The 26,485-nt window shown below is 61.5% G+C and carries 26 protein-coding genes and 2 pseudogenes; 12 read left to right on the top strand and 16 right to left on the bottom strand.

The genetic code is table 11. From position 1 onward, the window contains the following. Positions 1-109 precede the first annotated feature (109 nt). The 5 genes from EH240_RS22060 to EH240_RS22040 form a co-directional block, all read right to left on the bottom strand. Positions 110-826 (bottom strand): ABC transporter ATP-binding protein, encoded by a 717-nt coding sequence (locus EH240_RS22060; protein ID WP_125002545.1) that lies wholly within the window; start codon positions 824-826, stop codon positions 110-112. Next, complete coding sequence (locus EH240_RS22055; protein ID WP_125002654.1) at positions 823-1,563, bottom strand: ABC transporter ATP-binding protein; 741 nt, start codon at positions 1,561-1,563, stop codon at positions 823-825. The genes EH240_RS22060 and EH240_RS22055 overlap by 4 nt, the downstream gene beginning before the upstream one ends. Positions 1,564-1,565: 2 nt before the next feature. Further along, a complete protein-coding gene (locus tag EH240_RS22050; protein WP_125002543.1) occupies positions 1,566-2,552 on the bottom strand; it encodes a branched-chain amino acid ABC transporter permease in 987 nt (328 codons plus the stop codon). Between the two features lie 8 nt (positions 2,553-2,560). Next, entirely contained in the window at positions 2,561-3,433 is an 873-nt protein-coding gene (locus tag EH240_RS22045; RefSeq protein ID WP_125002541.1) for a branched-chain amino acid ABC transporter permease, read from the bottom strand. A 149-nt stretch (positions 3,434-3,582) separates the two neighbouring features. Then, complete coding sequence (locus EH240_RS22040; protein ID WP_125002539.1) at positions 3,583-4,854, bottom strand: amino acid ABC transporter substrate-binding protein; 1,272 nt, start codon at positions 4,852-4,854, stop codon at positions 3,583-3,585. Between the two features lie 356 nt (positions 4,855-5,210). On the opposite strand from EH240_RS22040, the gene EH240_RS22035 reads away from it, so the two are divergent. The 4 genes from EH240_RS22035 (at position 5,211) to EH240_RS22020 (ending at position 11,764) form a co-directional block, all read left to right on the top strand. Then, positions 5,211-5,840 carry a DUF6088 family protein gene (locus tag EH240_RS22035; protein WP_425374823.1) on the top strand — a complete coding sequence of 210 codons (630 nt, stop codon included), beginning with the start codon at positions 5,211-5,213 and terminating at the stop codon, positions 5,838-5,840. Beyond that, on the top strand, positions 5,833-6,597 hold the full coding sequence (locus EH240_RS22030; protein WP_245436284.1) for a nucleotidyl transferase AbiEii/AbiGii toxin family protein: 765 nt from the start codon (positions 5,833-5,835) through the stop codon (positions 6,595-6,597). The genes EH240_RS22035 and EH240_RS22030 overlap by 8 nt, the downstream gene beginning before the upstream one ends. Positions 6,598-7,037: 440 nt before the next feature. Next, positions 7,038-8,297, top strand: a complete 1,260-nt coding sequence (locus tag EH240_RS22025) for a metallophosphoesterase family protein (RefSeq protein WP_125002537.1) — start codon at positions 7,038-7,040, stop codon at positions 8,295-8,297. Further along, positions 8,294-11,764 (top strand): ATP-binding protein, encoded by a 3,471-nt coding sequence (locus EH240_RS22020; RefSeq protein ID WP_125002535.1) that lies wholly within the window; start codon positions 8,294-8,296, stop codon positions 11,762-11,764. The genes EH240_RS22025 and EH240_RS22020 overlap by 4 nt, the downstream gene beginning before the upstream one ends. Before the next feature lie 239 nt (positions 11,765-12,003). Here EH240_RS22020 and EH240_RS22015 read toward each other — a convergent pair. Next, positions 12,004-12,445 (bottom strand): annotated as a pseudogene (locus tag EH240_RS22015) (tetratricopeptide repeat protein); the annotation flags it as partial. A gap of 160 nt (positions 12,446-12,605) precedes the next feature. On the opposite strand from EH240_RS22015, the gene EH240_RS22010 reads away from it, so the two are divergent. Next, positions 12,606-13,196, top strand: coding sequence for a TetR/AcrR family transcriptional regulator (locus tag EH240_RS22010; protein WP_125002533.1), 591 nt, complete (start codon positions 12,606-12,608; stop codon positions 13,194-13,196). A 91-nt stretch (positions 13,197-13,287) separates the two neighbouring features. Here the strand turns inward: EH240_RS22010 and EH240_RS22005 are convergent, their stop codons facing one another. From EH240_RS22005 to EH240_RS38530, 5 genes are all read right to left on the bottom strand, one after another. After that, complete coding sequence (locus EH240_RS22005) at positions 13,288-13,473, bottom strand: hypothetical protein (RefSeq protein ID WP_125002531.1); 186 nt, start codon at positions 13,471-13,473, stop codon at positions 13,288-13,290. 78 nt (positions 13,474-13,551) lie between these two features. Continuing rightward, positions 13,552-14,697, bottom strand: coding sequence for a cysteine desulfurase family protein (locus EH240_RS22000; protein ID WP_125002529.1), 1,146 nt, complete (start codon positions 14,695-14,697; stop codon positions 13,552-13,554). A 4-nt stretch (positions 14,698-14,701) separates the two neighbouring features. Further along, complete coding sequence (locus EH240_RS21995) at positions 14,702-15,055, bottom strand: DsrE/DsrF/TusD sulfur relay family protein (protein ID WP_125002527.1); 354 nt, start codon at positions 15,053-15,055, stop codon at positions 14,702-14,704. Between the two features lie 217 nt (positions 15,056-15,272). Beyond that, on the bottom strand, positions 15,273-15,737 hold the full coding sequence (locus EH240_RS21990) for an EF-hand domain-containing protein (protein ID WP_125002525.1): 465 nt from the start codon (positions 15,735-15,737) through the stop codon (positions 15,273-15,275). 495 nt (positions 15,738-16,232) lie between these two features. Beyond that, a complete protein-coding gene (locus EH240_RS38530) occupies positions 16,233-16,367 on the bottom strand; it encodes a DUF680 domain-containing protein (RefSeq protein ID WP_245436280.1) in 135 nt (44 codons plus the stop codon). Between EH240_RS38530 and EH240_RS21975 the strand changes: the two genes are divergently transcribed. From EH240_RS21975 to EH240_RS21960, 4 genes are all read left to right on the top strand, one after another. Beyond that, complete coding sequence (locus EH240_RS21975) at positions 16,312-17,037, top strand: helix-turn-helix domain-containing protein (protein ID WP_167484107.1); 726 nt, start codon at positions 16,312-16,314, stop codon at positions 17,035-17,037. The two genes, EH240_RS38530 and EH240_RS21975, sit on opposite strands and share 56 nt — an antisense overlap. Before the next feature lie 252 nt (positions 17,038-17,289). Next, a complete protein-coding gene (locus tag EH240_RS21970) occupies positions 17,290-18,606 on the top strand; it encodes a chloride channel protein (RefSeq protein WP_125002519.1) in 1,317 nt (438 codons plus the stop codon). Between the two features lie 400 nt (positions 18,607-19,006). After that, complete coding sequence (locus tag EH240_RS21965; RefSeq protein ID WP_206075312.1) at positions 19,007-19,351, top strand: hypothetical protein; 345 nt, start codon at positions 19,007-19,009, stop codon at positions 19,349-19,351. A gap of 100 nt (positions 19,352-19,451) precedes the next feature. Next, entirely contained in the window at positions 19,452-20,966 is a 1,515-nt protein-coding gene (locus EH240_RS21960) for an amino acid permease (RefSeq protein ID WP_125002517.1), read from the top strand. Between the two features lie 228 nt (positions 20,967-21,194). Here EH240_RS21960 and EH240_RS39145 read toward each other — a convergent pair. Then, positions 21,195-21,458: pseudogene (locus EH240_RS39145) on the bottom strand (site-specific integrase); the annotation flags it as partial. A gap of 444 nt (positions 21,459-21,902) precedes the next feature. Between EH240_RS39145 and EH240_RS38095 the strand changes: the two are divergent. Then, positions 21,903-22,250 carry a GNAT family N-acetyltransferase gene (locus tag EH240_RS38095; protein ID WP_167484106.1) on the top strand — a complete coding sequence of 116 codons (348 nt, stop codon included), beginning with the start codon at positions 21,903-21,905 and terminating at the stop codon, positions 22,248-22,250. A gap of 241 nt (positions 22,251-22,491) precedes the next feature. On the opposite strand, the gene EH240_RS39140 is transcribed toward EH240_RS38095, so the two are convergent. The 3 genes from EH240_RS39140 to EH240_RS21935 form a co-directional block, all read right to left on the bottom strand. Beyond that, on the bottom strand, positions 22,492-22,992 hold the full coding sequence (locus EH240_RS39140) for a hypothetical protein (protein WP_245436278.1): 501 nt from the start codon (positions 22,990-22,992) through the stop codon (positions 22,492-22,494). A gap of 225 nt (positions 22,993-23,217) precedes the next feature. Further along, complete coding sequence (locus EH240_RS38525) at positions 23,218-23,538, bottom strand: hypothetical protein (protein ID WP_206075311.1); 321 nt, start codon at positions 23,536-23,538, stop codon at positions 23,218-23,220. A gap of 37 nt (positions 23,539-23,575) precedes the next feature. Further along, complete coding sequence (locus tag EH240_RS21935; protein WP_125002511.1) at positions 23,576-23,920, bottom strand: hypothetical protein; 345 nt, start codon at positions 23,918-23,920, stop codon at positions 23,576-23,578. A 1,041-nt stretch (positions 23,921-24,961) separates the two neighbouring features. Here EH240_RS21935 and EH240_RS38085 point away from each other — a divergent pair. Continuing rightward, complete coding sequence (locus EH240_RS38085) at positions 24,962-25,297, top strand: hypothetical protein (protein ID WP_206075310.1); 336 nt, start codon at positions 24,962-24,964, stop codon at positions 25,295-25,297. Between the two features lie 153 nt (positions 25,298-25,450). Then, a complete protein-coding gene (locus EH240_RS40125; protein WP_167484110.1) occupies positions 25,451-25,522 on the top strand; it encodes an excalibur calcium-binding domain-containing protein in 72 nt (23 codons plus the stop codon). Between the two features lie 579 nt (positions 25,523-26,101). Here the strand turns inward: EH240_RS40125 and EH240_RS21920 are convergent. Next, positions 26,102-26,485, bottom strand: a 384-nt coding sequence (locus tag EH240_RS21920; RefSeq protein WP_148101150.1) for a zinc-binding dehydrogenase, incomplete at its 5' end; no start/stop codon positions are given.

The raw sequence follows: 26,485 nt of genomic DNA, 5'->3' as shown, positions 1-26,485 counted from the left end.
AAGAGGCGTAACAGAAACGGCCAAGGCTCTAATCGCCACTGGATGACAGTTCAGTGGCAGGTCAGGGATATTAATCGTCGACCGCAAGAGCAGAACTGCGAATGACCTCTCACGCTCCGCCCATATAGATATCCATGATCTGCCGGTCGTCGCGCACGTCCCGAGGCCTTCCCTCGAAGCGCCTTTCGCCGGCCGCCAGGATGTAAAGCTTGTCTGCGATCGGCATGGCCTCGCGGATGTTCTGCTCCACCATCACGATGCCGATGCCATGCGCGGTTAGGGTGGTAATGCGTTCGAGCGTCTCGATGACCATGGCCGGCGATAATCCGGCGGAAGGCTCGTCGAGCAGAATGAAGCGCGGTTGCGAGACCAGCGCACGCGCCAGCGCAAGCATTGCCTGCTCGCCGCCTGAAAGCGAACCGGCCGCGGTGCGCCGCCGCCGCGCCAAAGAGGGATATTGCTCGATCAGCGCCTCGATGCGCTGCTCGACTAGCCGGCGGTCCGCGATGGCGTAGCCACCCATACGCAAATTCTCCATCACTGTCAGGCGCGGGAACACGCCGCCGCCTTGCGGCATCAGCACCAGCCCCTGGCGCACCACCTCATGGACGGCAAGGTTGGAGAGCGTTGCATCGCCCAGGCTCGCCCTGCCGCTCCACACCGGCAGCGCGCCGGCAATGGCCTTGAGCAGGGTCGACTTGCCACAGCCGTTCGGCCCGAAGATGCAGGTGATCTTGCCAGCCTCCGCACTAAGCGAAACGCCATGGACGATCTCCTGCTTGCCGTAGCCGGTGACGATGTTTTCGGCGGTGAGCGTGGGGCTCATTGCGGCCGCCCTAGATATGTCTGCATGACTTCCGAATTGCGAACGATGTCGTTGAAAGAGCCGCTGGCCACGACACGGCCTGCATCCATGACAATGATGCGGTCGCATACATTGCGCACCATCTCCATGTCGTGCTCGATGACCAGGAAGGTGATGCCACGCTCGCGCAGCCGCGCGATGGCCTCCAGGATAATCTTGCGGATGTTGGGATGCACGCCCGCCGTCACCTCGTCGAGCAGAATGAGCGAGGCCTGGCGCATGATGACGCGCCCGAACTCCAGCAGTTTCTGCTGGCCGCCCGAAAGGTCGGAGGCGCGGTTGTCGGCGACATGGTCCAGCTTGAGCAGCGCCAGTGTTTCGGCCGCCCGTTCACGCGCGCCCTGCCAATGGCCCTCGGCCGCTGCCGCCAGTAGGTTTTCGGTGACGCTCATATTGTCGAACATGGCCGGAATCTGGAAGGTGCGGGCAAGCCCCAGCCGCGCGATCGCGTGAGCCTTTCGGCCGCCGATTTCGTGACCGTCGAAGCGGATCTGGCCACGATCCGGCGTCACCGCGCCCGATACCAGGTTGAACAGTGTCGACTTGCCCGACCCGTTAGGCCCGATCAGGCCGGCGATCTCGCGCCGATCGACGTCCAGGGAGACACCGTTGACGGCCTTGATGCCGCCGAAATGGCGGTAGAGTTCGCGCACGACGAGGATAGGGTCGCCGGCTCCAGCCGTTTTGCCGTCGGCCACGCTCAATTGGGCCCCCCCTGGTCATCGCCGACAAGCTTGCCGACCGCCTTGTCCAGCACGGCGCCGGACTTGGCGGCGCGCCTCGAAAACAGGCTGGCGATGCCGTTCGGCATGAACAGCACCACCAGCACGATGGCCGCTCCCAATATGGCGATATAGAAGGCGGTGTCGCCCCAATACATCCAGATCAGCCGGTTGACGACGAACAGCCCCACGCCGCCCAGCGCCGGCCCCCACAGGCTGCCCAGCCCCCCCAGCAGCACCATGACCACCATCTGGTCGGTGATGTCGCCGCCGAAGACGCTCTTCGGATTGATAAAAGTGACCCAGTAGGCGAAGATCGCGCCGAACACCGAGGCGGTGACGGCGCTGAGCACGAAGGTCTGCAGCTTGACCAGCGAAGTGTTGATGCCCATTGCCTCGGCCGCCAGTTCGTGGTCGCGCAGCGCCTTGACCTTCAGCCCAAAACGTGAGCGCTCGAACAGCGCCCAGGTGATTAGGTAGGTCAGCGCCGCTGCGGCGAACATGGCGAAGTAGAAGAAGCGCTCGTCGAGAAAGGGCGGCAGTCCAATTCCGCCGATGCCGCCGGTGAAGTCCATCACCGAGGCGAACTGGATGAGCACCTCGGCGAAGGCCCAGGTGGCTATGGCGAAATAGGCGCCGCGCAGGCGCAGCGTCGGCGCGCCGATGATGATGGCAAACAGCGCCGTCACCACCATACCGGCCGGGACGGTGGCGAAGAAGGGCCAGGCGAGCTTGTCGCCCATCAGCAGCGCGGTGACATAGGCGCCGAGCCCGAAGAAGGCCGAATGGCCGAAATTGATGTAGCCGGCATAGCCGCCAAGTATGTTCCAGGAGCAGGCCAGCCCCGCCCACATCAGCGCGCCGGTGGCGATACGCAGCCAGTAGTTGTTGACCAGCATCGGCAGCAGCGCCAGCACGCCGATCACCGCGATCAGCAGGAGGAGGCCGGCCCAGCGTGGTTTCATGTCCGGCCTCACAAGCCGTGCCGCAGGATCCCGCGCGGAGATACGAGCAGGACGAGGAACAGTGTGGCGAAGATCGCCAGCAGCGAATAGCTCGACCCGACATAGGTCGCGACGAAGGCTTCGATGACGCCGAGCAGCAGCGCGGCGACAAGGGCACCGCCGACGGAGCCCAAGCCGGCAAGCACAGCCACGAAGAATGCGAACAGCGTATAACGCAGGCCGACCTCCGGATTGACTGAAAAAATTGCACCCATCAGCACGCCGGCCATGGCGGTGATGCCAGCGTAAAGCCCGTAAACATTAGCGCTGAGGCGCCGGATGTTGACGCCCATCAGCGCGGCGTTCTGCCGGCTTTCGGCCGTCGCTCGGATCGCCAACCCATAGCGGGTGCGGTAGAGGAATACGAACAGTCCGCCGGCGATGGCGACCGCGAACACCGCCGCCGCCACGCGGACCAGCGGCACCGTCAACGGCCCGACGGCGAGGCTCTCGCCGCTCAACGCCGTCGGAACGCTGTGGGTGTTGAAGCCCCAGGCGGTCAGCATGCCGCCGCGCAGCAGCGTGAACAGGCCGAAGGTCAGCGCCAGCGCCATCAATTCCGGCCGCGCCGTGCGGCTGTTGCGGACATTGTAGAGGATCGGCCCGATCAGATAGCCGATGGCGCCGAACAGCACGAAGGCGATCGGGATCGCCAGGAATCCGTCGACGCCCAGTCCGGCGGCCATGTAGTAGCCGAGGTAGCCACCCAGCACGACCCAGCCGCCCACGGCGAAATCGATGACGTGCAGCACGCCGAAAGCGAGCTGGAACCCGATCGTAAAGGTGGCGATGACGCCGCCGATCAGAAGGCCGTTCAGCAAGGTCTGTAGGAAAAGATCCAAGGCGGAAACCGTCCGTCAGTCAGGCAAACGAAAGAGCGGGAATGCCACGGCAAGGCGAGCACACTCAATGGCATGGTCCGTCATTTTCCGAGCACGCGCAACCCGTCGTCGTTCCGCCGGGAGGCCGCCCGCACCCTGTCCAAAACCGCCTATTTCCAAGCCGGCAGCGGATAGGTGAGGTCTGCTGCCGCGGCCTCCTTCGGCCCCACCGCCACGGTCTTGCCGCCTTGAATCTGGATCAGAACCGGCACCGGCTGGACGTTGTCGTGGTAGTGGTTGCCTTCCTTCTCGAACTTGATCGGTCCATAGAAGGTCTGGATGTCGGTCGCGGCTATCGCGTCCTTCAGAGCCACCCTGTCTTCGCGCGTGAGCGCCGGCTTCTTGCCAAGCCGCTTGACGGCATCGCCGAAAACGAGACCGCTGGCCGCGCAGGCCGCTTCGGTATAGTCGGGCTCGTGTCCGGACTTCTTTTGCGCCATCTCGGCAAACTCCCTTGCGGTGCCGAAGAGGTCGTCCTTGTACTGCACCGATGGCAGCCACACGGAGACGCCGCTGGTGCCGTCGGCGTCCGCGGCGAGCGCCTGGGCGAAGGCCGGGTCGGTGACGCCATAGTGCATTATCAGCGCCTTAGGCCGGAAGTTCAGCGACTTCGAAGTCTTGACGACGTTGATCAGCGGCTCCTCATGGCCGCCGACGGCGACGATGTCGGGATTGAGCGCTGCGATCTTAGAGATGACCGGGGTAAGGTCACCCGAGGCCGGCACCAATTCGTAGGCGACGACTTCCAGGCCGGCCTCCTTGGCCCCGTCGCGAAAACCTTCGCCGGTTTCCTTCGAGAAGGGCTCGTTGACGCCGATCACCGCAATCGTCTTGGCCGTTGGGTTGGACAGCTTCGCCAGCACGGCCAGCGACTTACCTGCAGTGGTGTCGACGGCCGGGATGATGCCGAAGTTGAATTCCGGCTTGGCCTTCCAGACGTTCGGCGATTCCGCGGAGCCGGAAATCATCGGCACCTGGTACTTTTGGCAGATCGGCTGCACGGCGATGGTAGAGCCGCTGGTGTAGGGGCCGAACAGCACATCAACCTCGTTTTGCACGATCAGGCGCTCGGCGGCGTCGGCGCCGGTCGCCGGGTTGCTCTGGTCGTCACCGTCGAACATGTCGACCTTGAAACGCTGACTGGCGACCTCGACGCCGCCCTTGGCGTTGATGGCCTCCGCCCACAGGTCGTAACCGCGCTTGGTCAGGTTGCCACCGAGAATGTTCTCGCCCGACAGCGAGGTGATGACACCGGCCTTGAAGGTCGCCACCTGCGCGCGTGCCGTTCGCACGAACGGTATCCCCAACGTGCCGGCCGCGAAGGCGACGGCGCTGCCGCCGAGGATCCGGCGGCGCGAAAAACCTTTGCTTTTGGTGGACATCATTCAACTCCCTTTGTCCGACTGTCAGATTGGAAACCGATGATGTTCTTGTTCATACCACAATATGCTGTTGTGCGGGCAGGAAGATTGCCTGCCTCATCAGACGACGGCTTTGACGGATTCGAGCAGTCTTCGCTGGATCTGGTGTCGATCTGTTTGGCGTACGCAATGGCGATCCGTCGCATCATGTTGGTATTCAGTGCAAGGTCAGGGCGATGGACAGGTTCTCACGGAGGATGAGGCCCGCGACGACGTTCGCAAGGCACGTGGGCGTTATCGGGACACCCTTTCTGCCCTTTTTCGCACGTTTTGCAGGCATCTTGAATGTCAGAAAAAGATAGCCTATTTTCTGACACATGAAAACGGCAATGACATCAGCTCCCGATCGGATCATGCGCCGCGCCCGCGCCGGCGGGCGTGGCGGTGTTTTCACGCCCAGCGACTTCCTCGACGTGGCGGGGCGCGCTGCTGTCGATCAAGCCCTCTCCCGCTTGGTCAAGAGTGGAAAGCTGCGCCGCCTGGCGCGTGGCCTCTATGACTATCCGAAGGTCCATCCGAAGCTGGGCAAGCTTTCACCGGCCCCCGACGATGTCGCGCGTGCGCTCGCGCGGGAGACTGGTTCAAAGGCGCAGATCGCCGGCGCGCACGCCGCCAATGCGCTCGGCCTCTCGACGCAGGTTCCCGCAAAGAGCCTTTATTTGACGGACGGGCCCTCGCGCCGGATCGTGTTGGGTAAGCGCGTGGTCGATCTGCGTCACGCTTCGCCCAAGCATCTGATCGCACCGGGCAGTCCTGCCGGAACCGTTGTCCAAGCGCTTCGCCACGTCGGGCCGGTGCGGGCCGCCGACGTGGCTCAGTTCGCCGCGCGTCGGCTGTCGGCCAGCGACAAAAGGCTGCTCGCGTCCAACGCGGTTCAGGCTCCCGCCTGGATGCGTCCGACACTGATCTCGATCGGCAACACAGCGTCGAACGCAGCGAATGGATAAGGTCGCCCTTCTACCGCCGAGTGATCGGGCAGCGCTTTTTGGCGAAACTGGCGCCGGGCGCGGCGTCGCCAACACGATCATCGAGAAGGACTTCTGGGTCTGCTGGACCTTGAAACGATTGTTCGGTCTTCCGGAGGACGCCGCAGCCAGCCTGGTCTTCAAGGGCGGAACGTCGCTCTCTAAGGCCTTTGGCATCATCCGCCGTTTCTCCGAGGACATCGATTTGTCCTTCGACCGGGCCGACCTCGGCTACACAGGTGATCGCGATCCAGAAAAGGAGGGCATCAGCCGAAAAAAGTCAGCTGAACTCGTCGACTTCCTGGTGGGAGATGTCGAGAAGCATATCGCCTACAGGCTGCTTCCCGCCCTTCGTGCCGCGATCGTCCAAGAGCTCGGCGAACCGCAGCACGACGAGTGGTCGCTAGTGATCGATGAAGCCGACGCGCAGACACTGAACTTCCACTACCCGGTCGTGCTTCCGACGGCCGAGTATCAAGGCATGGCTTACATCACGCCACGGGTTAAGCTTGAGCTCGGTGCCCGCGGCGATCCTTGGCCCGCCGAGAAGAAGGTCATTCGCCCCTACGCGGCCGAGGATTTTCCCGATTTCTTCGAAGATCCGGATAGGACCGTCACGGTCCTGTCTGCACGGCGCACCTTCTGGGAAAAAGCCACCGCCTTGCACGCGCAAGCCCATCGTCCGGCAGAGAGGGGACTCCGCAATATTTCTCACGCCACTACTACGACCTCGCCATGATGCTCGACTCCGTCGAGTGTAAGGCCGCCGCCGCTGATCTCGAACTGCTGGCGACAGTGGCAAGCACAAGGCGACGTTCTTTCGCTCGGGCTGGGCCAACTACGATACGGCGCGCCCAGGCACTTTGCGGCTGATGCCAGGCGAGGCCCGGACTAACGATCTAAGAGCCGACTATCGGGCAATGGCGCCGATGATGTTCGATGACACCCCGCCGAAATTCGACGACATTCTTTCCAGGATTGAGAAATTCCAGGAGACCATCAACAGGTAGGCGCACGACTTGCCGAGGATCATGGGCCGCCGTATCTCGCTCGCCTCCCGTTGCCCAACGCTGTCGGACTTTGCTACCGAGGCTTTGACTTGGTCGCTGGCATAAAGTTTGGGCGACTTGGACGTCGACAGAATTGGCCTGAGCGATTCGGGCCTGGAGAGTCCTTCGAATGGCATTTCGATTTGTTCATACGGCCGACATCCATCTCGATTCGCCGCTGCGCTCTCTCGCACTCAGAAATTCTGAACTTGCCGAGCTCGTCGGTGATGCCAGCCGACAGGCATTCGCTGCAATAGTGGACCTTTGCCTGGTGGAGCGTATCGACGCTCTCGTGGTTGCCGGCGATCTTTACGATGGCGACCAGACTTCGATGAAGACGGCACGCTTTCTGGCTTCCCAGATGACGCGCCTCCATCAGGCCGGTGTCAGGGTCTACATGATCCGCGGCAACCATGACGCCATGTCGCGGATTACGAAGCAGCTCGTATTGCCCGACACGGTGACCACGTTTGGCGGCCGCTGCCAATCCGTGATCCAGCCTGGCGCTGGGGTGGACGTCGCGTTCCATGGGCTGAGCTTCGCCAGCCCCAAGGCGCCCGAAAGCCTGCTGCCCAAATATGCCGCCCCGCAAGAGGGAGCTGCGAACATCGGCATCATGCATACGAGCCTGGCCGGCTCCCCAGGTCATGACGTTTATGCACCTTGCAGTGTCGCCGACCTGCACGGCCACGGCTTTGATTATTGGGCGCTTGGCCACATTCATGTTCGCAAGGTCTATCCCGGCGCAAGCACGCTCGTGATGCCTGGAATCCCTCAGGGCAGAGACATCAATGAGGCTGGTGAGAAATCGGTCACCCTGGCGACCATAAACGACGATCGGTCTGTCGACATTGAGGAGAGGCTGACCAGCGTCGCGCAGTTCGAGCGCGTGAGCGTCGACCTGGCAGGAACATCCGAACTGCCCGAGGCCGTCGGCCGCATCCGGTCTGCGCTTGAACAATCCCGGACTGCCGCCAGATCGCAATACCTCATCGCCCGCCTCAGCCTGGTCGGCGCTTCCGCGCTGTCATGGACGATGATCCGCGATAAGGATTTGGTGCTTGCCGAGGCCGAACAGGCGGCAGAGCAGGTGGGCAACACTTGGGTGGAGAAGGTCGAACTCAATCTCTCTGCTCCCGGAACTGGGAAGTCCGAAGACGTCGCGGATCCGACCCTGGAACTAGCCGAGTCAATGCGCGCCAACGCAACGTCGGACGCATTCCGTTCGGACGCCAGGGAATTGGTGTTGAAGACCATCGCGGACCTGCCGCCGGATGCGCGAGACTTCGCAGGACAGGACGAGGCGGCGTTGGAGGCATTCCTCGATGACGTGCTTGCACGTGGCGTCGACCTGGTCACGGCTCGCCTCAAGTCAGGTGGAACGCGATGAGATTGCGGCGGCTCGATCTCACCCGTTACGGCAAGTTCACCGACAAGGCGATTGACTTCGGACCCAAGCCGAGTTCAGGGCCTGATCTGCACATAGTGTTTGGCTTGAACGAAGCCGGCAAATCGACCGCGCTTTCTGCCTATCTCGACCTGCTCTTCGGCATCGAAGAGCGCAGTCGCTACAATTTCCTGCACGAATATAGCTCCATGCGCATCGGCGGGCTGCTCGAATTTGAGGCGCAGACGCTTGCCGTTTCACGCACCAAAAGCCGCAGCAACTCACTGCAAGACGCCGAAGGCAGGCCCCTCAGCGAGATTGCCATTTCGGCTCACCTCGCCGGCTTGTCCCGTGAGGCCTACAGCAGCATGTTCTCGCTTGATGACGAGACGCTGGAAGCAGGGGGCAAGGCGATCCTTGAATCGCGCGGTGATCTCGGCAAGCTTCTCTTCACCGCCAGCGCAGGGCTCGGTCATGCCAGCGATGTCTTGGCCGCATTGGAGACGGAGGCGGATGGACTTCATCGAAAGCAGGCCCAAACCACCGAAATCGCGCTGCTGAAGAAGCAGTTCGCGGAGCTCAAATCGCGCAAGGAGACGATCGACACCCTGGCCTCAACATTCGAGGCGCTCGAGGCGGAACGGGTGGAAGCCCAAAATAAATATGATCGCAGTCTGGCTGAACGCTCAGCGTTGTCGGCGCGTCTCGCCACAATCGACCGATATGCGCGTGCCGCGCCGCTCCTTGCGGAAATCAAGCGCAAGGCGACCAGACTGGCTGAGCTGCCTGACATCCCGTCTCCTCCCAGGACCTGGAGTGGCAGCGTCGCCGAATTGATCGATCATGATGCCCGCTTGAGAACCCGCCTCCAGGCCAATGCCGATGAGATCGATCGGGCGAAGGCAAAGATCGAAGCAATTGCTGTCGATGAGGCTGTTCTGGCGATCTCGGAACAGGTGCGCGGACTTGCCGATCGCAAGGCGCGCTATGTGTCCGCGGGCATGGATCTGCCGACCCGCAAGATGGAAGTCCAGATGCTTGACCAGACGGTGGCGAACTGTCTCGCCGCGCTTGGCAGGTCGGCCGAACAGGATCCGTCCCGGCTCATCCTGCCTGCCTTCGTGATCGGCACGCTTCGCAACATGGTCGAGCAACGCTCCGGCATCACGACGAGCCTGCGGATGGCCCGCGATGAAGCCGCTGCCGCGCTCGACGGGCTCAACGCTGCGCGAGGCCGAGTCAGCGAGGAGAGGGCGGTGCCCGAGCCCGCAAGAGCCAGGCTGATAGCAGCCGTGTCGGAAGCGAAAGCTTCCAGTCACCTACGGGAGATAAGAGAGGCGCGCGCCTTAGAGGACGAGCGGCAAACAAGGCTGATGGATGCGATGCGGCGCCTTCAGCCGTGGTCGGGAGATGCGGACGAACTTTCGAAGATATCGGTTCCGACACCGACGCACATGGCTGCGTGGAAAACGCTGGCTGCAGATCTTCAAAGAGACAAGGCAGTCCTATCCGAGCGCCTGTCCGAGCATGAGCAAAACCGGGTATCTACTTCGTCACGCCTGGCTGCTGTCCACGCCTCGGTCGATATCGCCGACGATGACACAGCGGCAGCCATACGACGTGAGAGAGACGAGGCCTGGCGAAATCACCGGGCGGAGCTCAAGGCCGAAACCGCAGATGTCTTTGCCGCTGCATTGGCCAAGGATGATGATGTCGGCACGGCTCGCTTGACCCATGCGGGCGAGCTGGCGGATCTGCGCGCAATCAAGCAAAAGGCTGCCGAGACGGAAGCCGCCATAGAGCGCATCAGCTGTCAACTTGCCGGGGTGGAAAAGCGTACAGAAATGGCGTCCGCTGAAATCAAGCGAATGGCCAGCGCCGTGCTTGAGGATTGCCAGGCGCAGTCGCTCGACGTGCTGATCGGATTTCTTGAGGAGCGCTTTTCCGCACGCGCCGACGCGCTTGTCGCCTGGGACGACATCCTACTCGCACGGGCAAGGATTGAACGCGCAACAGCCGAGGGAGAGCGGATCCATCTCGGATTGGCCTCGGCTCTTCAAAGCGTTGGAATTCAGCCGGAAGCTGGTGAGGCCCTGGAGGCAATGGTGGTTGCCGCAGATCGCTTTCTGGATAGGCAGGCGAAGGTCGACGCGGAACGAGCGGAAGCGCTGAGAAGCGTCGCCGTGAAGGAAGAGGAGCTGGTCGCCAGGCGGCTCGCTGTTGAAATTGCTGAGCGGCGAGAGGGTGCATGGCAGGCGGAGGTCAAGGAAACGCTCCAAGGCACCTGGCTCGAAGAAGGCATCGCCGGAACCGGGCTTGGCAGCGTGCTCGATCAGTTGTCGGAGCTGTCAAAGGCCCTGCAGGATCGTGAGTCCATGCGCATCCGCATCCGCAAGATGGAGGCGGATAGGACTGCATTTGCTGAAGAGGTGGCCCGCCTTGGTGCGCAGGCCGGCGAGCGCGCAAGCGACGAGGCGCCAGAACAGGTGAGCGTCAGGCTGACTGAGCGTCTAGAGCAAGCCGAGCGTGCCTGCGAGGCGAGGGCAAATCTCCTCCTTGATGTTCAAAAGTTGCAGGACGTTCGAGAGGCACTGAACGCTGAGGTCGTGGCACACGAAACAACAAAGCAGGAAGTGCTCGATGCCTTTGGGGTGAAAACTCTGCCGGAGGTCGTGGAGCGCGATGAACGGCTTCGCGAGCGAGACGGCCTGCAGAATGCCGTGGCCGAGCTTGAAGAACGACTCACGAGCGAGCTCGCCCTCGACGACTTCACCCAGGCGCAGTCGTTGCTGGAGGGCCTCGATCTCGATGGGCTCGCAATTGAAAAGGCGGAAATCGAGCGGCGCCTCGCCGACCTCGATGAATCGCTGCAACAGCAACTCGTGAGGCGTACCCGGGCGACCGACAAGCTCGATGCGATCGGTGGCGACAGCGCAGTTGCCCGGATCGATGCCGAGCGCCGCACCGTCCTTCTCGAAATCGAGGAAAAGGCCGTCCGCTATATCGAATTGAAGCTTGGGGTGATGTCGGCGGCAAGCGCGCTTCGGGTCTATCGCGAACGTCACCGCTCTGGAATGATGAGCGAGGCATCCGACGCCTTCGCACTGATCACGCGAGGCCAGTACACAGGCTTGACGACCCAGCCGGTAAAGGGCGGCGAGGTCCTCATAGCGACGCAGCGGGATGGCCAATCGAAGATCGCAGACGCTCTGTCGAAAGGCGCGCGTTTCCAGCTCTATCTGGCTCTACGTCTGGCCGGATATTATGAGTTTGCCAAGCTCAGGCCCGCTGTACCGTTCATCGCCGACGACATCATGGAAACCTTCGACCATCTCAGGTCGGAGGAAGTTTTCCGCCTGTTCGGTGAGATGGCCGGCGTGGGCCAGGTGATTTACCTGACGCATCACCAGCACCTGTGCGAAATCGCCAAGGCGGTCATTCCCGACGTCGCGATCCATAAGCTTGGGTGATTTACGCAGCGTTGTTGTCGTTGGCCCGTTCTCGCGAGGCAAGCCGCGTTGTCAACGACCGGTTTGCGCCCGATATCGGCCAATGAGGTGACTGTTGCCACTGCCTGAAATCAGACATTTTTGCGCCCGATATCGGCCAATGAGGTGACTGTTGCCACTGCCTGAAATCAGACATTGTTGGCGACCTTTCTGCAGGTCGCGCAGAACGTTCGAGACCGCACACTCGCCCGGTTCAGTAATTACACCAGGCCGGCCTTGCGAAGCCCGTCCACCACTAGCTCGAAATCGTCTGGGGTAGGGCAACACTTTGCGGCGGTGTTCCAGAGAATAATCAGGGTTGACGCGGAATAATTCCTGCCACTCATGCCGGGCTTCTTCGCAGCGCCCCAGATGGCCGTAGCTTGCCGCCAGCAGCACGCGTGAGATGTCGGTATCAGGGTTACGAACAAGTCGCCGCTTGAGGATCCTGATTGCCTCTTCGTACCTGCCCAATTGGAACGTCGCTTGTGCCTGGAAGTGGAGGAATATATCCGGATAATACGGGTTCAAGGCAATTCCCCGATCGAAACAGGCAAGCGCCTCCTCGGACCTCCCCGAATAGTGCAGCGCATTGCCGAGGCTTTCGTGCCCCTCAGCAAGATTTGGTGCGAGGGAGATCGCAAGCTCGGCTTCGTGGATGGCCACGGGGACAGGCTGGCGCGGAATAAGGTGAGGAAAGGAAGCAGTCATCGTGCACATCCTTCGTGGACAGGGTGTTTTCATTTTAGATCGATCGATAGAAACGGTTCGACGGGCTTTTCAAGGGGCGAAGGTGCCGAACAGGTTTTTGGGAGGATGCTGAATGGCGCGACCACGAACTTTTGATCAGCCGTCAGTGCTGGCCGCTGCAATGGATCAGTTCTGGCGTCGCGGCTACGAGGCGACCTCCGTTCGGGATCTCGCGAGCGCGATGTCGATCACCGGCGCCAGCCTCTACAACGCCTTCGGCGACAAGCGTTCCCTGTTCCGGCACTGCCTGGACTCCTACCTGGACACTTACGCAAGGCGGCGCATCGCTGAGCTCGATGCCAGCGGCGACCCGATCCGCGGAATCCGTGCCTTTTTCGACGATCTCGTCGAGGCTTCGCTCAAGGATCGCCGCGGCTGCCTCCTCGTCAATTCGGCGATGGAGATTGCGCCGTGGGATTCCGAGCTTGCTGCGGTGATCCAGGCAAGCCTTCGCGAAATCGAGGACGGGTTCCATCGCGCGCTCGAGCGGCTTTGTGCCGGGACCCGCCCTCAACATGAGCAAGATGCCCGGGCGACGGCAAGGCTGATGCTGTCAGCGGTGATCGCCTTGAGGGTGCTGGCACGGGCAGGTGGCGATGGCGACCGACTGCGCAGTATCGCGAGATCGGCAGTGGCGCTGGCTGAGGATTGGCAGGGACGGTGACCAAATGAGCCGTGCTCGTCGGAGCTGGCCATGCCCGACACTATATCCGAAAATGTCGAAGCCCGCGCTGCGGGGCTTCAGTGTCGGCGGTTCAGTTCGCCGTAGGCCTCCACCACGGCGCACCTGCAACGTGTGTGGATTCCTGAATTTCGGGATGCCTTTCCAAGGTCTCAAGCGCGCGCAGAAGATGCTCGGCGACATCCAGCCTGTTCTGCCTGTATGCCAGCTTGAACAGCTGAAGAGTGACCCTTTCCACCTTGTCGGAGCGACGTGCCATCGGAAGAATCTCCAACAACTCGCGACGCAGCTTACGGCTTCCAGTAGGCGGAAGGTCAAGCGCCCCAGCTTGCCGTTGTCAACGATGTCTTGTTGAGCGAAACGTACCGGTCAAGCTTGCCTCAAGCCGATCGACGACGGTATCGATTTCCGCCTCGGTGGTTGCCCTGCCGAGACTGAAGCGCACAGCACCCATACCGACCTTCTCCGGCACGCCCATTGCGGCAAGCACGGGCGAGAGTTCGACGCGACCCGAATGGCACGCCGAGCCGGTCGATGCCGCGACCCCGTCGAGTGCTACCAGCACATCGGCACCGACCATGCCGACAAACGAAACGTTGAGGGTATTGGGCAAGCGATGCTCAAGGTGGCCGTTCAACACGACGCGATCGCCGAAACGACCCTGCAGGGCGTGCCAGAAGCGATCCCGCAGAGCCTGGACGCGTTCCATTGGCGCGAGGTCCTGCGCCAGGATGCAGGCCGCGCCGAGGCCGACAGCCAGCAGTGCGCTTTCGGTGCCGGCGCGCCGGCCTTGCTCATGGCCGGCGCCGTGGATCAGGGGCTCCAGCTCGACACCGTGGCGGATATAGAGGGCACCCACACCCTTCGGCGCGTAGAGCTTATGACCGGCAATCGTGAGCAGATCGACGCCGAGCGCATCGACCCTGGTGGGAATCTTACCGACAGATTGCGCGGCATCCGTATGAACGCAGATGCCGTGCTCCCGGGCAATGGCGCTGATCTCCTCGATCGGCAGGATCGTGCCCACCTCGTTGTTGGCGTGCATGACGCTGATGAGGACGGTGCGCGGGGTGATGGCGCGGCGCACGTCTTCGGGATCGACCCGGCCCGTCCGATCGACGGGCAGATAGGTCACCGTTGCACCAAACCGCTCCAAGAAGCGGCAGGGACCGAGAACGGCGGGGTGCTCGACGGCGGTTGTGATAATGTGCTCGCCCTTGTCCCGGAGCGCAAAGAACGTGCCCTTGATGGCAAGGTTGTTGGCCTCGCTGCCGCCGCTGGTGAACACGATCTCGTCGGACGCCGAACGGAGCAGCGCCGCCACTTGGCCGCGGGCCAGCTCCAGTGCGGCCTTTGCCGGCGTGCTCGCCCAATGGCCGCTGGACGGATTGCCAAAGGCTTCGTCGAGGAACGGGCGCATTGCCGCTGTCACCGCCGGATCGATCGGCGTGCTGGCGTTGTAGTCGAGATAGATCTGAGCCATCGGATCAGAACACCAGCACCTTGTCTGCGGCGATGGTAGCGGCCGCGAGTTCGTTCATTGTACTGCGCTTTGCGCCAGCCGCGATGTCGGCGTCAGTCAGGCCGCGTGCGTCCATGCAAGTGCCGCACAGCAAGATCTGGCCCTTGCCGGCAACGACCCCCTTCAGCATGCGCTCGACATTGTAGTAGCCGTTGGGGGTTTTCTGGCCGGCCTTCGCAGCCGCCACCGCATCGGCCATGAGGAACACCGTAACAGTGGTCGTTGGCTCGCTCTTGGTGAGGGTGAGAGCGAGGCGCACTCCGTTGTAGCAGCGCTCTGTGCCGTATGGCGGGTCATTCAGGATCAGCAGGATCTGCATGGATGTCCTTTATCATATGAGGTCCCCATTCATACCCTTCTCGTACCTTTCGGCATCCGAGCTGCCTGCGCCAACACCGCACTGGGCACGAGGGTCAAGGCGGCACTCGCCGTAGTGCAAATCAGTGTTGGGCCCTTTGCGTTGGCGATCTCCATCATCAGGCAGAACTGGACAGAACTGGACGGCCGTTATGCGTGCAGCCGATCGGCTTACCCGGCTACTCTCGCATGAATGTCTGCACCTCCTCGGGCGTCACTTTGCCGTCCTTATTGACGTCCACTTTGTCGAAGATCCGCTTTTCGACGGTCGTCAATTCCTCGAAAGAAATTCCACCGTCCCCGTTCGCATCGACGATGGCGAACATGATCTTCATCATGTGGCCATGCATGGCCATCATCGGCATGCCGCTCGTCATCCTGGGCTGCATCATACCTCCCATCATTCCTTGCCCCATCATGCACTGGCCCATCGTTCCCGGAGGCATCATGCCGCCTTGACCGGGCTGTGCGCCCTGGTCTTGTCCCATCGTATCCTCAGGCTCGGCGGGTGGTGTCGTCTGTGTGATCTGCGTATGGGCATGATGCGGGTCGGAGGCCGCCATTTGGGCAATGGCGCCGCTCGTCGCGCCGATGGCAACGATGGCGGCGAGCGCAGTTGCGCGTGGCATCGCAGTCGAAATCATAACATCCTCCTTGCCTCTTTCGACTTCCGTGAGCGCGGCGTGTATTCGACGCGGGAAGCCGGCACACCGCCAGTCGCGGTGGAATTCCAATATAGGGCGACGGCAGCGTGGCGTATTTGCGCGAGATCAACTGTCCTGCCGCTCGAGCCTCGATCTGTCACCGTCATCGTGCCCGCTTCGAGGACGGGTCTAGCCCGACAGGCACACGCGAAACACCGAGATCGCGCATCACGGGCATCTCGGGCGGCGTGTAGCCGTGAAGACCGTGTAGCCCCGGGCGAACATGCACCGGGCAGGCTCATCGCCATCCTGGTCGCCGTCCTCGGCGTCCGCCTCTGCTTGCCGATCGGCGATCTTCCAGAACACGATCAGGTGCCCGCGCCGCTCTTGCGGACCTGGCCGCCGAGTGCCTGCCACTGGCGATTAGGCGCCACAGAAGAAGCGGCGGACAAGCCGCCGCTTCTTGATATGGATTGCTGGCGATAATTGGTTCGCTTAGTGGCCCCATATGCCCTGGCCTGGTTCGGGCTGGTCGGCATTGGGCGTGATCTTCACCCCATAGTGGACGACCGGCTTGCGGATCGAACCCGTGATGGTGGTGTCAACCTTGCCAGCAGGCGGCGCGGTCACCCCTGTCGCGCTGGTTTCCGTAAGCTCGCAGATTTCCGGCCAGATCAAGGAACTCGATGCCGACTTCAACAAGGAAGTCCGGCGCGGCGATGTCCTGGCGGTGATCGATCCGCTCGGCTTCCAGATCGCCGTCGAGCAGAGCGAGGCCCAACTGGGGCACCGCCAAGGCGAGCGTTGGGTCATCGATCTCTTTCACTTGGCCGGCGAAACGGTCCTCGCCAAGCTGAGCGAATTGATGTTTGTCGAAGTCATCCGCCGTCATATTGAAACCCTTCCAGACGATTCGCGCGGATGGCTGTCAGGCCTTCGCGATCCGCACGTCGGCGAGGCGCTCCGACTCATTCACGCACGCCCCAAGGAAGAATGGACATTGGACCGTCTCGCCCGCGACGTAGGGCTCTCGCGCACTGCTTTTGCGGGCCGGTTTACCCACTATGTCGAAATTTCGCCGATGCACTATCTTGCTCGGTGGCGTCTGCAGCTGGCGGGACGCCTGCTCGAACGGCCCGATGTGAGCATCGCGCAAGCTGGTGCTGAGGTCGGCTATGAGTCGGAGGCCGCCTTCAATCGCGCTTTCAAAAAGTTCGTCGGCGTTCCACCTGGCACTTGGCGTAAGGGGCGTTCGGCTTTGCTGGACGCCCAAAGGTCGCCCGCTGTCGTCGTTCAGTAGGCAAAAATGGCAAGTGTTCACGCCTCAGGCTGCGTGCCCTGCAATCCCAGCGCCGGAAATCAGCACGGTTTGGTTGATCATGTTGAAAAAGACTAGCGGGAGCCGCCTTCAAGGCAAGGGATCAGTGGAGTGTTCGATCACTCCTCTAATCTGAGCCTCAGGACATGCCTGGAGTGGTGCCCGGCATTTTAATGCATGCTAGTGAGGATTGTTCCTCAATAGGATTTCTCAGTGAACCTGGCAAAATACCGAATGATCCGTCGTTCGCGCGCGATGTGGGGTTCGCGGCGTGTCTGGCAGCCGCGCCTGGTGTTCTGGGCCGGCGCCATCGGCATAGGCCTGATCAGCGTCCTGTTCGCGGTGCTGGCTGACAAGGCGCAAGGCCTGTTTCACATAATCATCGGCAATGATGGCGGTTGGCGGAGTTTCCTGCCGCTCGCTGTCACGCCGCTTGGTTTCGTGCTCTGCGCGTGGCTGGCCCATGCCTTCTTTCCGGGCGCGCAAGGCAGCGGCATTCCGCAGGCGATTGCCGCCCGGCATTTGCGCGATGATGAAGACCGCAGCCATATTCTTTCGCTGCGGCTGGTGGTGGGCAAGATTGCACTTACCGTCGCTGGCCTGTTCTGCGGCGCCTCGATCGGCCGCGAGGGCCCGACCGTGCAGGTCGGCGCCTCGCTGATGCTGCAGGTTGCGCGCTGGGGCGGCATGGCGCAGGCGCGCGGTCTGATCCTCGCCGGTTCGGCCGCCGGTATCGCGGCTGCCTTCAACACACCGCTCGCCGGCATCGTCTTCGCCATCGAGGAGATGGGCCGCACCTATGAGGCGCGCACCAACGGGTTGGTGCTGACGGCGGTGATCCTGGCGGGTCTCGCCTCGCTCGGGCTGCTCGGCAACTACACCTATTTCGGTGTCTCGAAGGAGACGATCTCATTTGCCGCCGACTGGCCGCTGGTGCTTGGCTGCGGCGTCATCGGTGGCGGCTTCGGCGCGCTGTTCTCGTTGCTGGCGCTTAAAGCCACACGGCGAATCCGGCGCTGGAACGCGCAGCAGCCGTTGCGGCGCGCGCTGCTGGTAGCCGCCATCTGCGGGCTGGCGGTAGCGGCGATCGGCGTCGTCTCCAGCGGGCTGACATTTGGCACCGGTTATGTGCAGGCGCGTAGCGCCGTGGAAGGCACGCCGCTGCCCTGGTTCTTCTTTGCCGAAAAGTTCCTAGCCGGGCTGCTGTCAATGATATCAGGCATTCCCGGCGGCATCTTCGCGCCGTCCCTGGCGGTAGGCGCCGGCATCGGCAGTTCACTCGGCCTGCTCTTCAGTGCGAGCACAGGGGCTGCCGCGCTGCTCGGCATGGCCGGTTATTTCGCCGGGGTCGTGCAAGCGCCGATGACAGCTTTCGTCATCATCCTCGAGATGACGGGCAACCACGACAATGTCATCGCCCTTATGTGCGCGTCGATGCTGGGTTACGGCACGGCACGGATGATTTCCCACGAACCGCTATACCACGCGCTGTCGCGCGTTTTCATCGCCGACGCCATCCGGCGGCGCCGGGCGCAGATTGCCAAGTTCTGAGCGCGTGTAATTGGATCGCCTCCTTGGTGCTCGCGAGGCGTTGTTCCTCACTCCCATTGCCTCACGGTCTCTTGGCTGTGCCTTCGCGGTTGTCGCCTTTTCGCTCTTCGCACAGGGTCTGACAATGCCTTGGTTGATCCGCCGACTTCGCCTCAAACAGCCTTCAGCTCAAGCTCGGCAGGACTGACGATCGCACTGGCACTTCGGTTGGATGCTGGCCAGCGGCGCTGCGTCCCTTCCGCAACCAACACGCAAACGACAACCCCGTTTGAAACGCAAAATCCGGCTTTAGCTGGCGATTTGAACAGGTGCATTACCTGCGCGGATCATCACACGGATGGATTTATTGAGCCCGTGCGAGCATACTGCGAAATGCGTTCCTTTAACGAGGAATAAGCTGATGCGCCTCGGCACGAGAAGCGTTCCGATCGAATACTACACGCTCAGGATTGCTGGCCCCGCGGTTTCGCAATCTGGTGCTGAAAGCGCGATCGTCGGCTACCTCGCAGACCGACCAATCTTTGGCTCAGTCACAGATTCCTCCGGCACTCGCTATCGCTATGTTGGGCTTGCAGCACGCCTTCCTGACGGACGTTACGATGTCGAATCGCTCTCCCCTGGTGAATGGATCGTCGAGCCAGGATTGATCTATAGATCGGAAGACGCGTTGCTTCGACTCAAGAGAAGGGACCGTAAATCTGCAAGCTTAGCGTCAACTCTTCACAGCTGGTGGTCCAACCAATGAGACTCCCGGTGTCGAATGGATATGGGGGGCGGTGACGGGATCGTTTTAGCAGATCGCCTTGCATTTGGAACAACCTTAAATCAACAGAGAGGGACAAACGATGGCTGGGGAACCTAAGAAACACGAAGGGGGTGTCTCCTATCACATTCCCGGTTCCGAATACTTTGAAAAGCGCGTGCTGAAGCGCCACGCCGGCGTCTTCTCGTTGTGGGCACTTGGCGTCGGCGCCGTCATCTCGGGCGACTTTTCAGGTTGGAACCTCGGCTTCGCCGTCGGCGGCTGGGGCGGCATGTTCGTCGGGACGGTGCTGATCGCCGTCATGTATCTCGGCCTGACCTACTCTATCGCCGAGATGAGCCCGGCGCTGCCACATACCGGCGGCGCTTATTCCTTTGCGCGCACGGCGTTCGGTCCGTGGGGCGGCTTCATCACCGGCATTGCGGAAAACATTGAATATGTTCTCACCCCGGCGGTCGTGGTCTATTTCATAGGCACCTACATGACGGCCATCACAGGCACCCCGGACGCATGGCAGCCGGTCTGGTGGCTTGTCGGCTACCTGATCTTTGTCGGGCTGAACGTGCGTGGTGTCGCTCTTTCGTTTGGGGTTACCGTTGTCGTCACGCTCATCGCTCTGGCCATCCTGGTCTTCTTCTTCGTCAGCGCGCTGGCATCGGGACAATTCGACTTCGCCAAGAATGCCATGAATGTCGGAGCCGGACCGGATGGGGCGGCAATCGCGCTGCCGGACGGGCACGGGCCATTCCTGCCGTTCGGCCTCAGGGGGATTTTCGCGGCGATGCCTTTTGCGGTGTGGCTGTTCCTCGCCATTGAGCAATTGCCACTTGCCTCCGAAGAATCGGTAGATCCCAAGCGTGATATGCCCAAAGGCATCATGCTCGGCATGTTCACGCTCCTGGCAACGGGTTTCCTGATCCTGATCATCAACCCGGCCCTGCCCGACGGATCCTTTGCCTACGGAACGTCGGGTGAGCCTATCCTTGATGGCTTCAGGGTCATCTACGGAGCGGGCTGGGCGAAGGTACTCGCACTGTTCGCAGTCGCCGGACTTGTAGCGAGCTTTCACGCAATCATTTTCGCATACGGACGTCAGATATATTCGCTGAGCCGCGCCGGCTATTTCCCGCATTTCCTCTCGGTAACGCACGGCGAGCACAAGACGCCCAACGTGGCGCTTGCCGCGGGATCACTGCTGGGTTTTCTGGTGATGGTGGTGATCTGGTTCACCCAAGGCGGCGGAGCCGCCGGCACTTACATCGGCGGCACGCTCCTGAACATGGCCGTTTTTGGCGCTATGTTCTCGTATCTTCTGCAGGGGCTGACGTTTCTGCAACTGCGCCGTCGTTTCCCGAACATTGAACGCCCCTACAGGAGCCCCTTCGGCGTGCCCGGCGCGTGGCTGACGGTAATCATCGCGTTGATCACGATCGCCTTCCAACTCACAGATCCGCTCTACCGCCAGGGCATCATCGGGGTGGCGGCCTGGTATGCACTGGCGATCGTCTATTTCGGTGCCTATGGCCGCAGAACGCTGGTCTATTCGCCGGAGGAGGAATTCGCCGTCAAGCAGCGTGAAGGCACTGCCTCGATATAGACTTGACTGACCTTATCAGCATCGAAGGCACTGAAGAGCAGGAGCGACGCTTTAATCGGCGCGCTCTGGCAATTCGAGTGACTAACAGCGAGGTGTGAGGTTGAATGAGCGAATGAGCTTCGAACTGGAGGTGATGATTGTAGCGACTTGCGTGCTCTGTCTTGTCCAAATTATTCTCGCCTCTCATGCGGCTGGCCTACAGCGGGGCTATCGTTGGACGGCCGGATTCGTTCCGCCACGTAGCTCGAGCCACACCAACAAGCTCGCTCGGGCGTCGGCCATCAGTTCGAATTGAACGGGGCGCCCGTCTTCTGCTGCCCACGATCGCACGCGTTCGAATGTCCGGACTAGCAACCAGGCTGCCGATCTTGATCTTCACAAGGTCGCAACCGCGCAGCTTGCTATCGATCGCGAGGTCAAGAACGCCAGATCACGCAAGCGAACTTCTCGATCGAGGAAGAACCGGATGGCACGTATCTGGCGAGGCTTCAGCGCTCATTTCGCGCCAACCTTCTTGCCTGCAGCTTTCAGGCACGGCCGATCGCAATCTGAACGTCCCGAACACGGCGCGAGGCGGACGTTCGAGACAGCTGGACATGAGGCACTAGTTGCGTAGTGTCACATGCACTAGTGGACACTGGTCGAAGAGGAAATGCCGAAGTGCGCTCGCTTGATGTGGTACGACTTCCAATTTCGCTGCTGGACCCAGCAGCGGATGTGTTGGTCAGGTCATTCGCCGCTGATCCAGGCCTTCTGTTCGTACTGCCCGACCGCGTGGCACGTGAGCAGCTCGCGCCGACAATGGCACGCACCCTGGTGCAGTTCGTTGTGCGGACCGGGACTCCCTACTGTACTTGGGAGCCGGTGCGGGGCGTGGCACTTTGGTTTCCGCCCGGGGCGTCTCCGCCATCCGAAGAGGACTTTTCGGCGACTGGGATGTCGGGCATCCCGGGTCAGATCGGCGCCGAGCCCTGGATGCGGTTCAAGCAACTGGCCGAGTGCTTGGACGCCTTCCACCCCCGATATGCACCAGACCCTCATTGGTACCTTGCGATGCTTGGTGTTGACCCGGAGTGGCAGCGCCAAGGCATCGGCGAACTCTTGATGCAGCCAGTTTTCGATGCCGCCGACCGCGATGGGATCCCCTGCTACCTTGAAGCGCCGACACTAGAAAACGCGCTCTACTACCAACGCCGTGGCTTTCGGGTCGTTGGAGAGGCGGATGTTCCAGGCAGCAGCGTGCACATCTGGATGATGCGTCGGGATCCGTCGCGACACACTTAAACGCCGCATGTCGTGCAGGCTGCAGTTCCAACGTTTGGTCCGTCAATCATGGCTGGGCCGCCGACCTCCCTACCTTGCGTTGGTATGAAGGTCTCGCGAAGCCGACACCACCGCGACGAACGGCGAGTGCACTCTCCTGCGACGTTCCCTCCGCCGCTGGCACGGCACTTTTCTTCTGTTCTGAGCGATACACTTCACCTGTGAATTTCGACAGCAACGCATAAAAACCCAAACTGGCATTTTATGCTTGGGCGTCGGCGACCTCCAGGCCGAGTTCGATGGGATCGGGAACCGTCGTCGCGAAAATGTCGAGATAGTTCCGCCGTTTCGTGGGCGATGCTTGGCCGAGCTTTTCGACTTTCTGAGAAACCGTCTCCTTGAGGCGTTCAGCGCTGGGCTTCAGGCTTTCTTCGGCTATCTTAATCCGCGCGTCGATAGCCGCTACGTCCGCTGTCACCTCCGCTTCGTTTCCAAATCCGCCACTCGACGCCTCAGCGCGTTTCGGTTGCGGCAGGCTGGCTTTGCGATTCACGGTGCGAGTTGCGGGCTCCTTTGTTGCTTTCGCGATCGCAGCGGCAGTCGGCATCACCTCAGCGCCGTTAACCGGTGATGACATTCTCTTTTCGGAATCAGTCATTCCGGTAGTCGGGGCACCGGCATATTCTGCCGGGAGGCCGGCTTGGGCGTAATAGTCGGTCAAAGCCGGTACGGGTTGAATCGGAAGATATTCGATCGGCGGCACGTCCGGAGTGTGCGCCTGGGAAAAGGCTTCCGCGGACTTGAATGGCTGTGTGTCGAAAAAGCGGGTAAGGAGATGGTGAGGCCGTTCCCGGAAATAACGGCGGTCGAGTTAACTTTGAAGTCCCCGCTCTGGATGACATAGACGCCAGGCGCAAGGGTGACGTTGCCGCTGAGGCTGAGCCCGTTGCAATATGTGCCGGGGCTCAAGGTCGCTTGCTTGGTGTTTTTAGGGGTTGCTGGCCGCCGGCGCCGGCAGGTCGGCAAAGGGATCGGCAGCGGGCACGGCCTTGATGATCGGTTTCGCGCAGACAGTCGTAACCGGGTTGCTCAGCGACATGCCACCCGCCGATATCAGGCAATCGGCGTCGAAACCTGCCGAACCCTGAAGCTTGATGGCGTCCGCGGCGGTGGAATCCGACATGACAGAGCAGCCTTTCAGCTTGGTGACCGAGCTGCCGGAAAACAGCGCCGCCTTGGAAGCCGACTTATTGAGCGCCAGGACGCAGGCTTTCGAGGCATGAACTTGCGCACAAATATGTGGCAACATGGTCCGGGACGAGATGGCTAGCAGCGCCTGGCGCTGATCACCAGACGCGCCAAGCGATCACGCACAGCACCGCGAAGCACATCCAGACCGCTATGCGGATGTCGATCACAAACTTGTCGCCAGCGCTTAGGATGGCGGCGATGTCGTCGGTAGCCTTGTCCATTATGATTGCGAGGTGCTGCTCGAAAGCATCATGCTTTTCGCTCCAGTCTTCTCCCGTCATCCTTTCCTTGGCTTCCTTCCGAGCGAAATCTCTTGGATTCTCATCGGGAAGCAATTTTTTAGCATAAGGTTCTTTAGTCATAGCTAACTCTTGTTGCGTATTCTGGCCAAATATACTCCCACCCCCCTTATTGACCAATTGCTCACTGACGATTTTCATTTATCCGTGCCCTGTCAACTGAGCCCGACGACCACCACCCACGTCCATCCGGCGATGCCGGCCAACCCCGCCATGCTCTTGCCCGGCTCCGCGATGACCTTGACGCCCATTTCGCGCCCGCAATCCAGGAACGTCTATCGCGCCGGGATCGGATCGGACCTTGGTACAGCCGTAAATTGCATCGGGACACCGCGCTGCTGACCGACATAGAAGGAACAGTGTTCCCGGCTGCGTGAAGAGTTGCGCAGCGTCAAAGCCGCTCGCGTCAACCAGCGTCCTGTAGATAACGGCGAGAAGCGTTCCGTGCACTGCGGATGACGGCGGCAGCAGTTCAGGTACCAGCCCAGCCACCACTACTTCGGGTGCAGGGGCGCCCGCAGTCATGCGGACGGATCATCGCTCTGCCGTAAACCAGCACGATTCTCGACAGAATGATCGCAAGCGTTGGCTGGCGGCTGCGCCGGCGATCAGCACCAGGGCGCCGCTGATGAACATTACCGAGCGACCACCTGAAAATGCAGGCCGCGTAAACGATCGAGACAGCTGGATGGCGCTTCGCTGAGGGCACGACCAGGCTGCTGGCGAGCGCACGCCGGGTTCGTTGGCGCTGCTTGATGCTGCGCGTATAAGGCGCGAAGCTTGCAACGATGACGTCGCTCCAATCGAGCTGCGACAGCGCTTCGGCGACACCGAGCCGTGGTGCTGAACTCCCTGGCCGGTCGCGAGCGACTGATTGCGGAGATGAACATACAGGTTGGCTGATGTGTCGAGGGACGCGATGCAGTGCAGAGTTTAATCCTGGTATGATCGCCACCTGCATGACATTTTAAGGCTACCGGGACTGGTTTCGGCCCAGCGCTTCCGACTGAGCCCCGAGCAAAGCGCGGCGACGCCCTATCGATATCTGGTGCTCTACGAGATCGACACGAACGATCTGGCGGAGACCATTCGCGAGCTGAAGGCCAAGGATCCCCTAACTGAAGACACGCCCTAGCGTACGCATTTGAAGCACAACAAATAGGCTACGCAAGATGGGTGCGAATGCTCACAGAAATTGTCGATGCGCTTTATGAATCTGCGTTTATAGCGGAAAAGTGGCCCGCTGTTCTCGAGCAGATCACCAATGTGTCCGCATCAAAAGGCGGCGCGCTCTTTGTCTTCGCGGATGGCATGCCAATTCGCGGAAAGGCCATTGCGCCATTGCAGGGCCTGATGGACGAGGTTCTTGCCGACGAGGCGCTGCGGTTTTCCACCGCCGCCACACGCATGAGCGCTGTTCGTCCGGCGAGCTTCGTCGATGTGGACAGCTTCCGCAGCAGGCGAAGGCGGAAGCGGCGAAGGTCGGCCTGTGGGTCGGCAACTTCCAAGCACCGTTAGAGTCGCGCGCGTCGCCATGCCGACGGCGCGGTGCCGTCGAGCCCGCCTCTCAGCGTCGTTAGCCGTAAGCCGGTGGCGCAGAGCGGCAGTTATTCGTGCGCGCCGCGCCGCTACTGTTCTCAGATTAGCTCGTGAGACGAAGCACAGTGATATCTGCACAACTGCTCGTGGGGCCGGAAGCTCGATCGGGACGGCGACGGCGTCGCGTGCGAGACGCTGTGCTGAAACCAGAACAATATTCTGGTTGCGATATCCGCGGCGGAGGCGCAGATCCCCTATAGCGAACGCATGCCTGTTCCCGTCTCCATGTGGCAGCCCTTGCGTACCTGGGTCGGTCGCTCAAAACGCGTAATCAAGTCCGCGTTTGGCGCGTTCTTGACCGACATGTCGAACTTTGCCAAGACGGACACAGACCAAGCTTTGGCGCTCGGCATCCAGACGCTGAAGCGTCTCGCCCCCAGCATAGCGGGCTCGTGCTCATTGCATTGCTCCAGCTCCTCGAGCAATTGTCAGTCCCTTGGCGCGTGCCGGCACTGGGGCGGCCCGGAATGTGGGCTGTTTAATGCCGGCGCAGAGCGCAGGCAAACGGCTACCGCGTTGAAAGGCATGCGTGTCGCAGCCCGGAAAGCCCGCTTCTTGGTACGAACCTGACGCGGCCGTGCCCTGTTCGGCCGTTATGGGTCAAAGAGCGCACACCGCAGAACGAGCATAAGAATTCCGCTTTCACCCCATGCTGTGGAGCAGATTGTCTATCTGCAACGAGACCCGAGGTTTCCTCAGCCGCGCATTCTCGCCGCCTGAGAGCTATCCTGTTGTCAGTACGACTTTGACACTCTGCGAACGGTCGGCGGCAAGGCGGAAGGCATCGGGGGCGGCAGAAAGCGCGCGCTCCGCGGTTACCAGCTTCAGTACGTCCACCTTCCCCGCAACGATGAGATCGACGGCGCGGCCGAACTCCGTGCCAAAGCGGAAGGTGCCTTTGAGGTCGAGCTCCTTGGCCATCACCGCATTGGCTGGCACCGGCATCTGGCCGCCGGGAAGATTACCCACCTGGACCACAGTGCCGCCGCGTCGGACGGTGGCGATCGCCGCGGCAAGGCCGGCCGCGGTGCCGGAAATCTCGAATGCCACATCGAGCGACCCGCCGGCGGCGAGTGCCTGGAGTTCGGCGTCGCCGCCGGAAAGATG

The organism is Mesorhizobium tamadayense (assembly GCF_003863365.1).
Taxonomy (GTDB): Bacteria; Pseudomonadota; Alphaproteobacteria; order Rhizobiales; family Rhizobiaceae; genus Mesorhizobium; species Mesorhizobium tamadayense.
The sequence above is the reverse complement of the archived record's forward strand: the minus strand, read 5'-3'. Positions and strand labels throughout refer to the sequence as shown.

Coding starts and splice junctions, on each gene's coding strand:
- EH240_RS22060 (WP_125002545.1), bottom strand. CDS start 826: ATGAGCCCCACGCTCACCGCCGAAAACATCGTCACCGGCTACGGCAAG.
- EH240_RS22050 (WP_125002543.1), bottom strand. CDS start 2,552: ATGAAACCACGCTGGGCCGGCCTCCTCCTGCTGATCGCGGTGATCGGC.
- EH240_RS22040 (WP_125002539.1), bottom strand. CDS start 4,854: ATGTCCACCAAAAGCAAAGGTTTTTCGCGCCGCCGGATCCTCGGCGGC.
- EH240_RS22035 (WP_425374823.1), top strand. CDS start 5,211: ATGAAAACGGCAATGACATCAGCTCCCGATCGGATCATGCGCCGCGCC.
- EH240_RS22030 (WP_245436284.1), top strand. CDS start 5,833: ATGGATAAGGTCGCCCTTCTACCGCCGAGTGATCGGGCAGCGCTTTTT.
- EH240_RS22025 (WP_125002537.1), top strand. CDS start 7,038: ATGGCATTTCGATTTGTTCATACGGCCGACATCCATCTCGATTCGCCG.
- EH240_RS22020 (WP_125002535.1), top strand. CDS start 8,294: ATGAGATTGCGGCGGCTCGATCTCACCCGTTACGGCAAGTTCACCGAC.
- EH240_RS22010 (WP_125002533.1), top strand. CDS start 12,606: ATGGCGCGACCACGAACTTTTGATCAGCCGTCAGTGCTGGCCGCTGCA.
- EH240_RS22005 (WP_125002531.1), bottom strand. CDS start 13,473: ATGGCACGTCGCTCCGACAAGGTGGAAAGGGTCACTCTTCAGCTGTTC.
- EH240_RS22000 (WP_125002529.1), bottom strand. CDS start 14,697: ATGGCTCAGATCTATCTCGACTACAACGCCAGCACGCCGATCGATCCG.
- EH240_RS21995 (WP_125002527.1), bottom strand. CDS start 15,055: ATGCAGATCCTGCTGATCCTGAATGACCCGCCATACGGCACAGAGCGC.
- EH240_RS21990 (WP_125002525.1), bottom strand. CDS start 15,737: ATGATTTCGACTGCGATGCCACGCGCAACTGCGCTCGCCGCCATCGTT.
- EH240_RS21970 (WP_125002519.1), top strand. CDS start 17,290: ATGATCCGTCGTTCGCGCGCGATGTGGGGTTCGCGGCGTGTCTGGCAG.
- EH240_RS21965 (WP_206075312.1), top strand. CDS start 19,007: ATGCGCCTCGGCACGAGAAGCGTTCCGATCGAATACTACACGCTCAGG.
- EH240_RS21960 (WP_125002517.1), top strand. CDS start 19,452: ATGGCTGGGGAACCTAAGAAACACGAAGGGGGTGTCTCCTATCACATT.
- EH240_RS38095 (WP_167484106.1), top strand. CDS start 21,903: ATGTCGGGCATCCCGGGTCAGATCGGCGCCGAGCCCTGGATGCGGTTC.
- EH240_RS38525 (WP_206075311.1), bottom strand. CDS start 23,538: ATGTTGCCACATATTTGTGCGCAAGTTCATGCCTCGAAAGCCTGCGTC.
- EH240_RS21935 (WP_125002511.1), bottom strand. CDS start 23,920: ATGAAAATCGTCAGTGAGCAATTGGTCAATAAGGGGGGTGGGAGTATA.
- EH240_RS38085 (WP_206075310.1), top strand. CDS start 24,962: ATGCTCACAGAAATTGTCGATGCGCTTTATGAATCTGCGTTTATAGCG.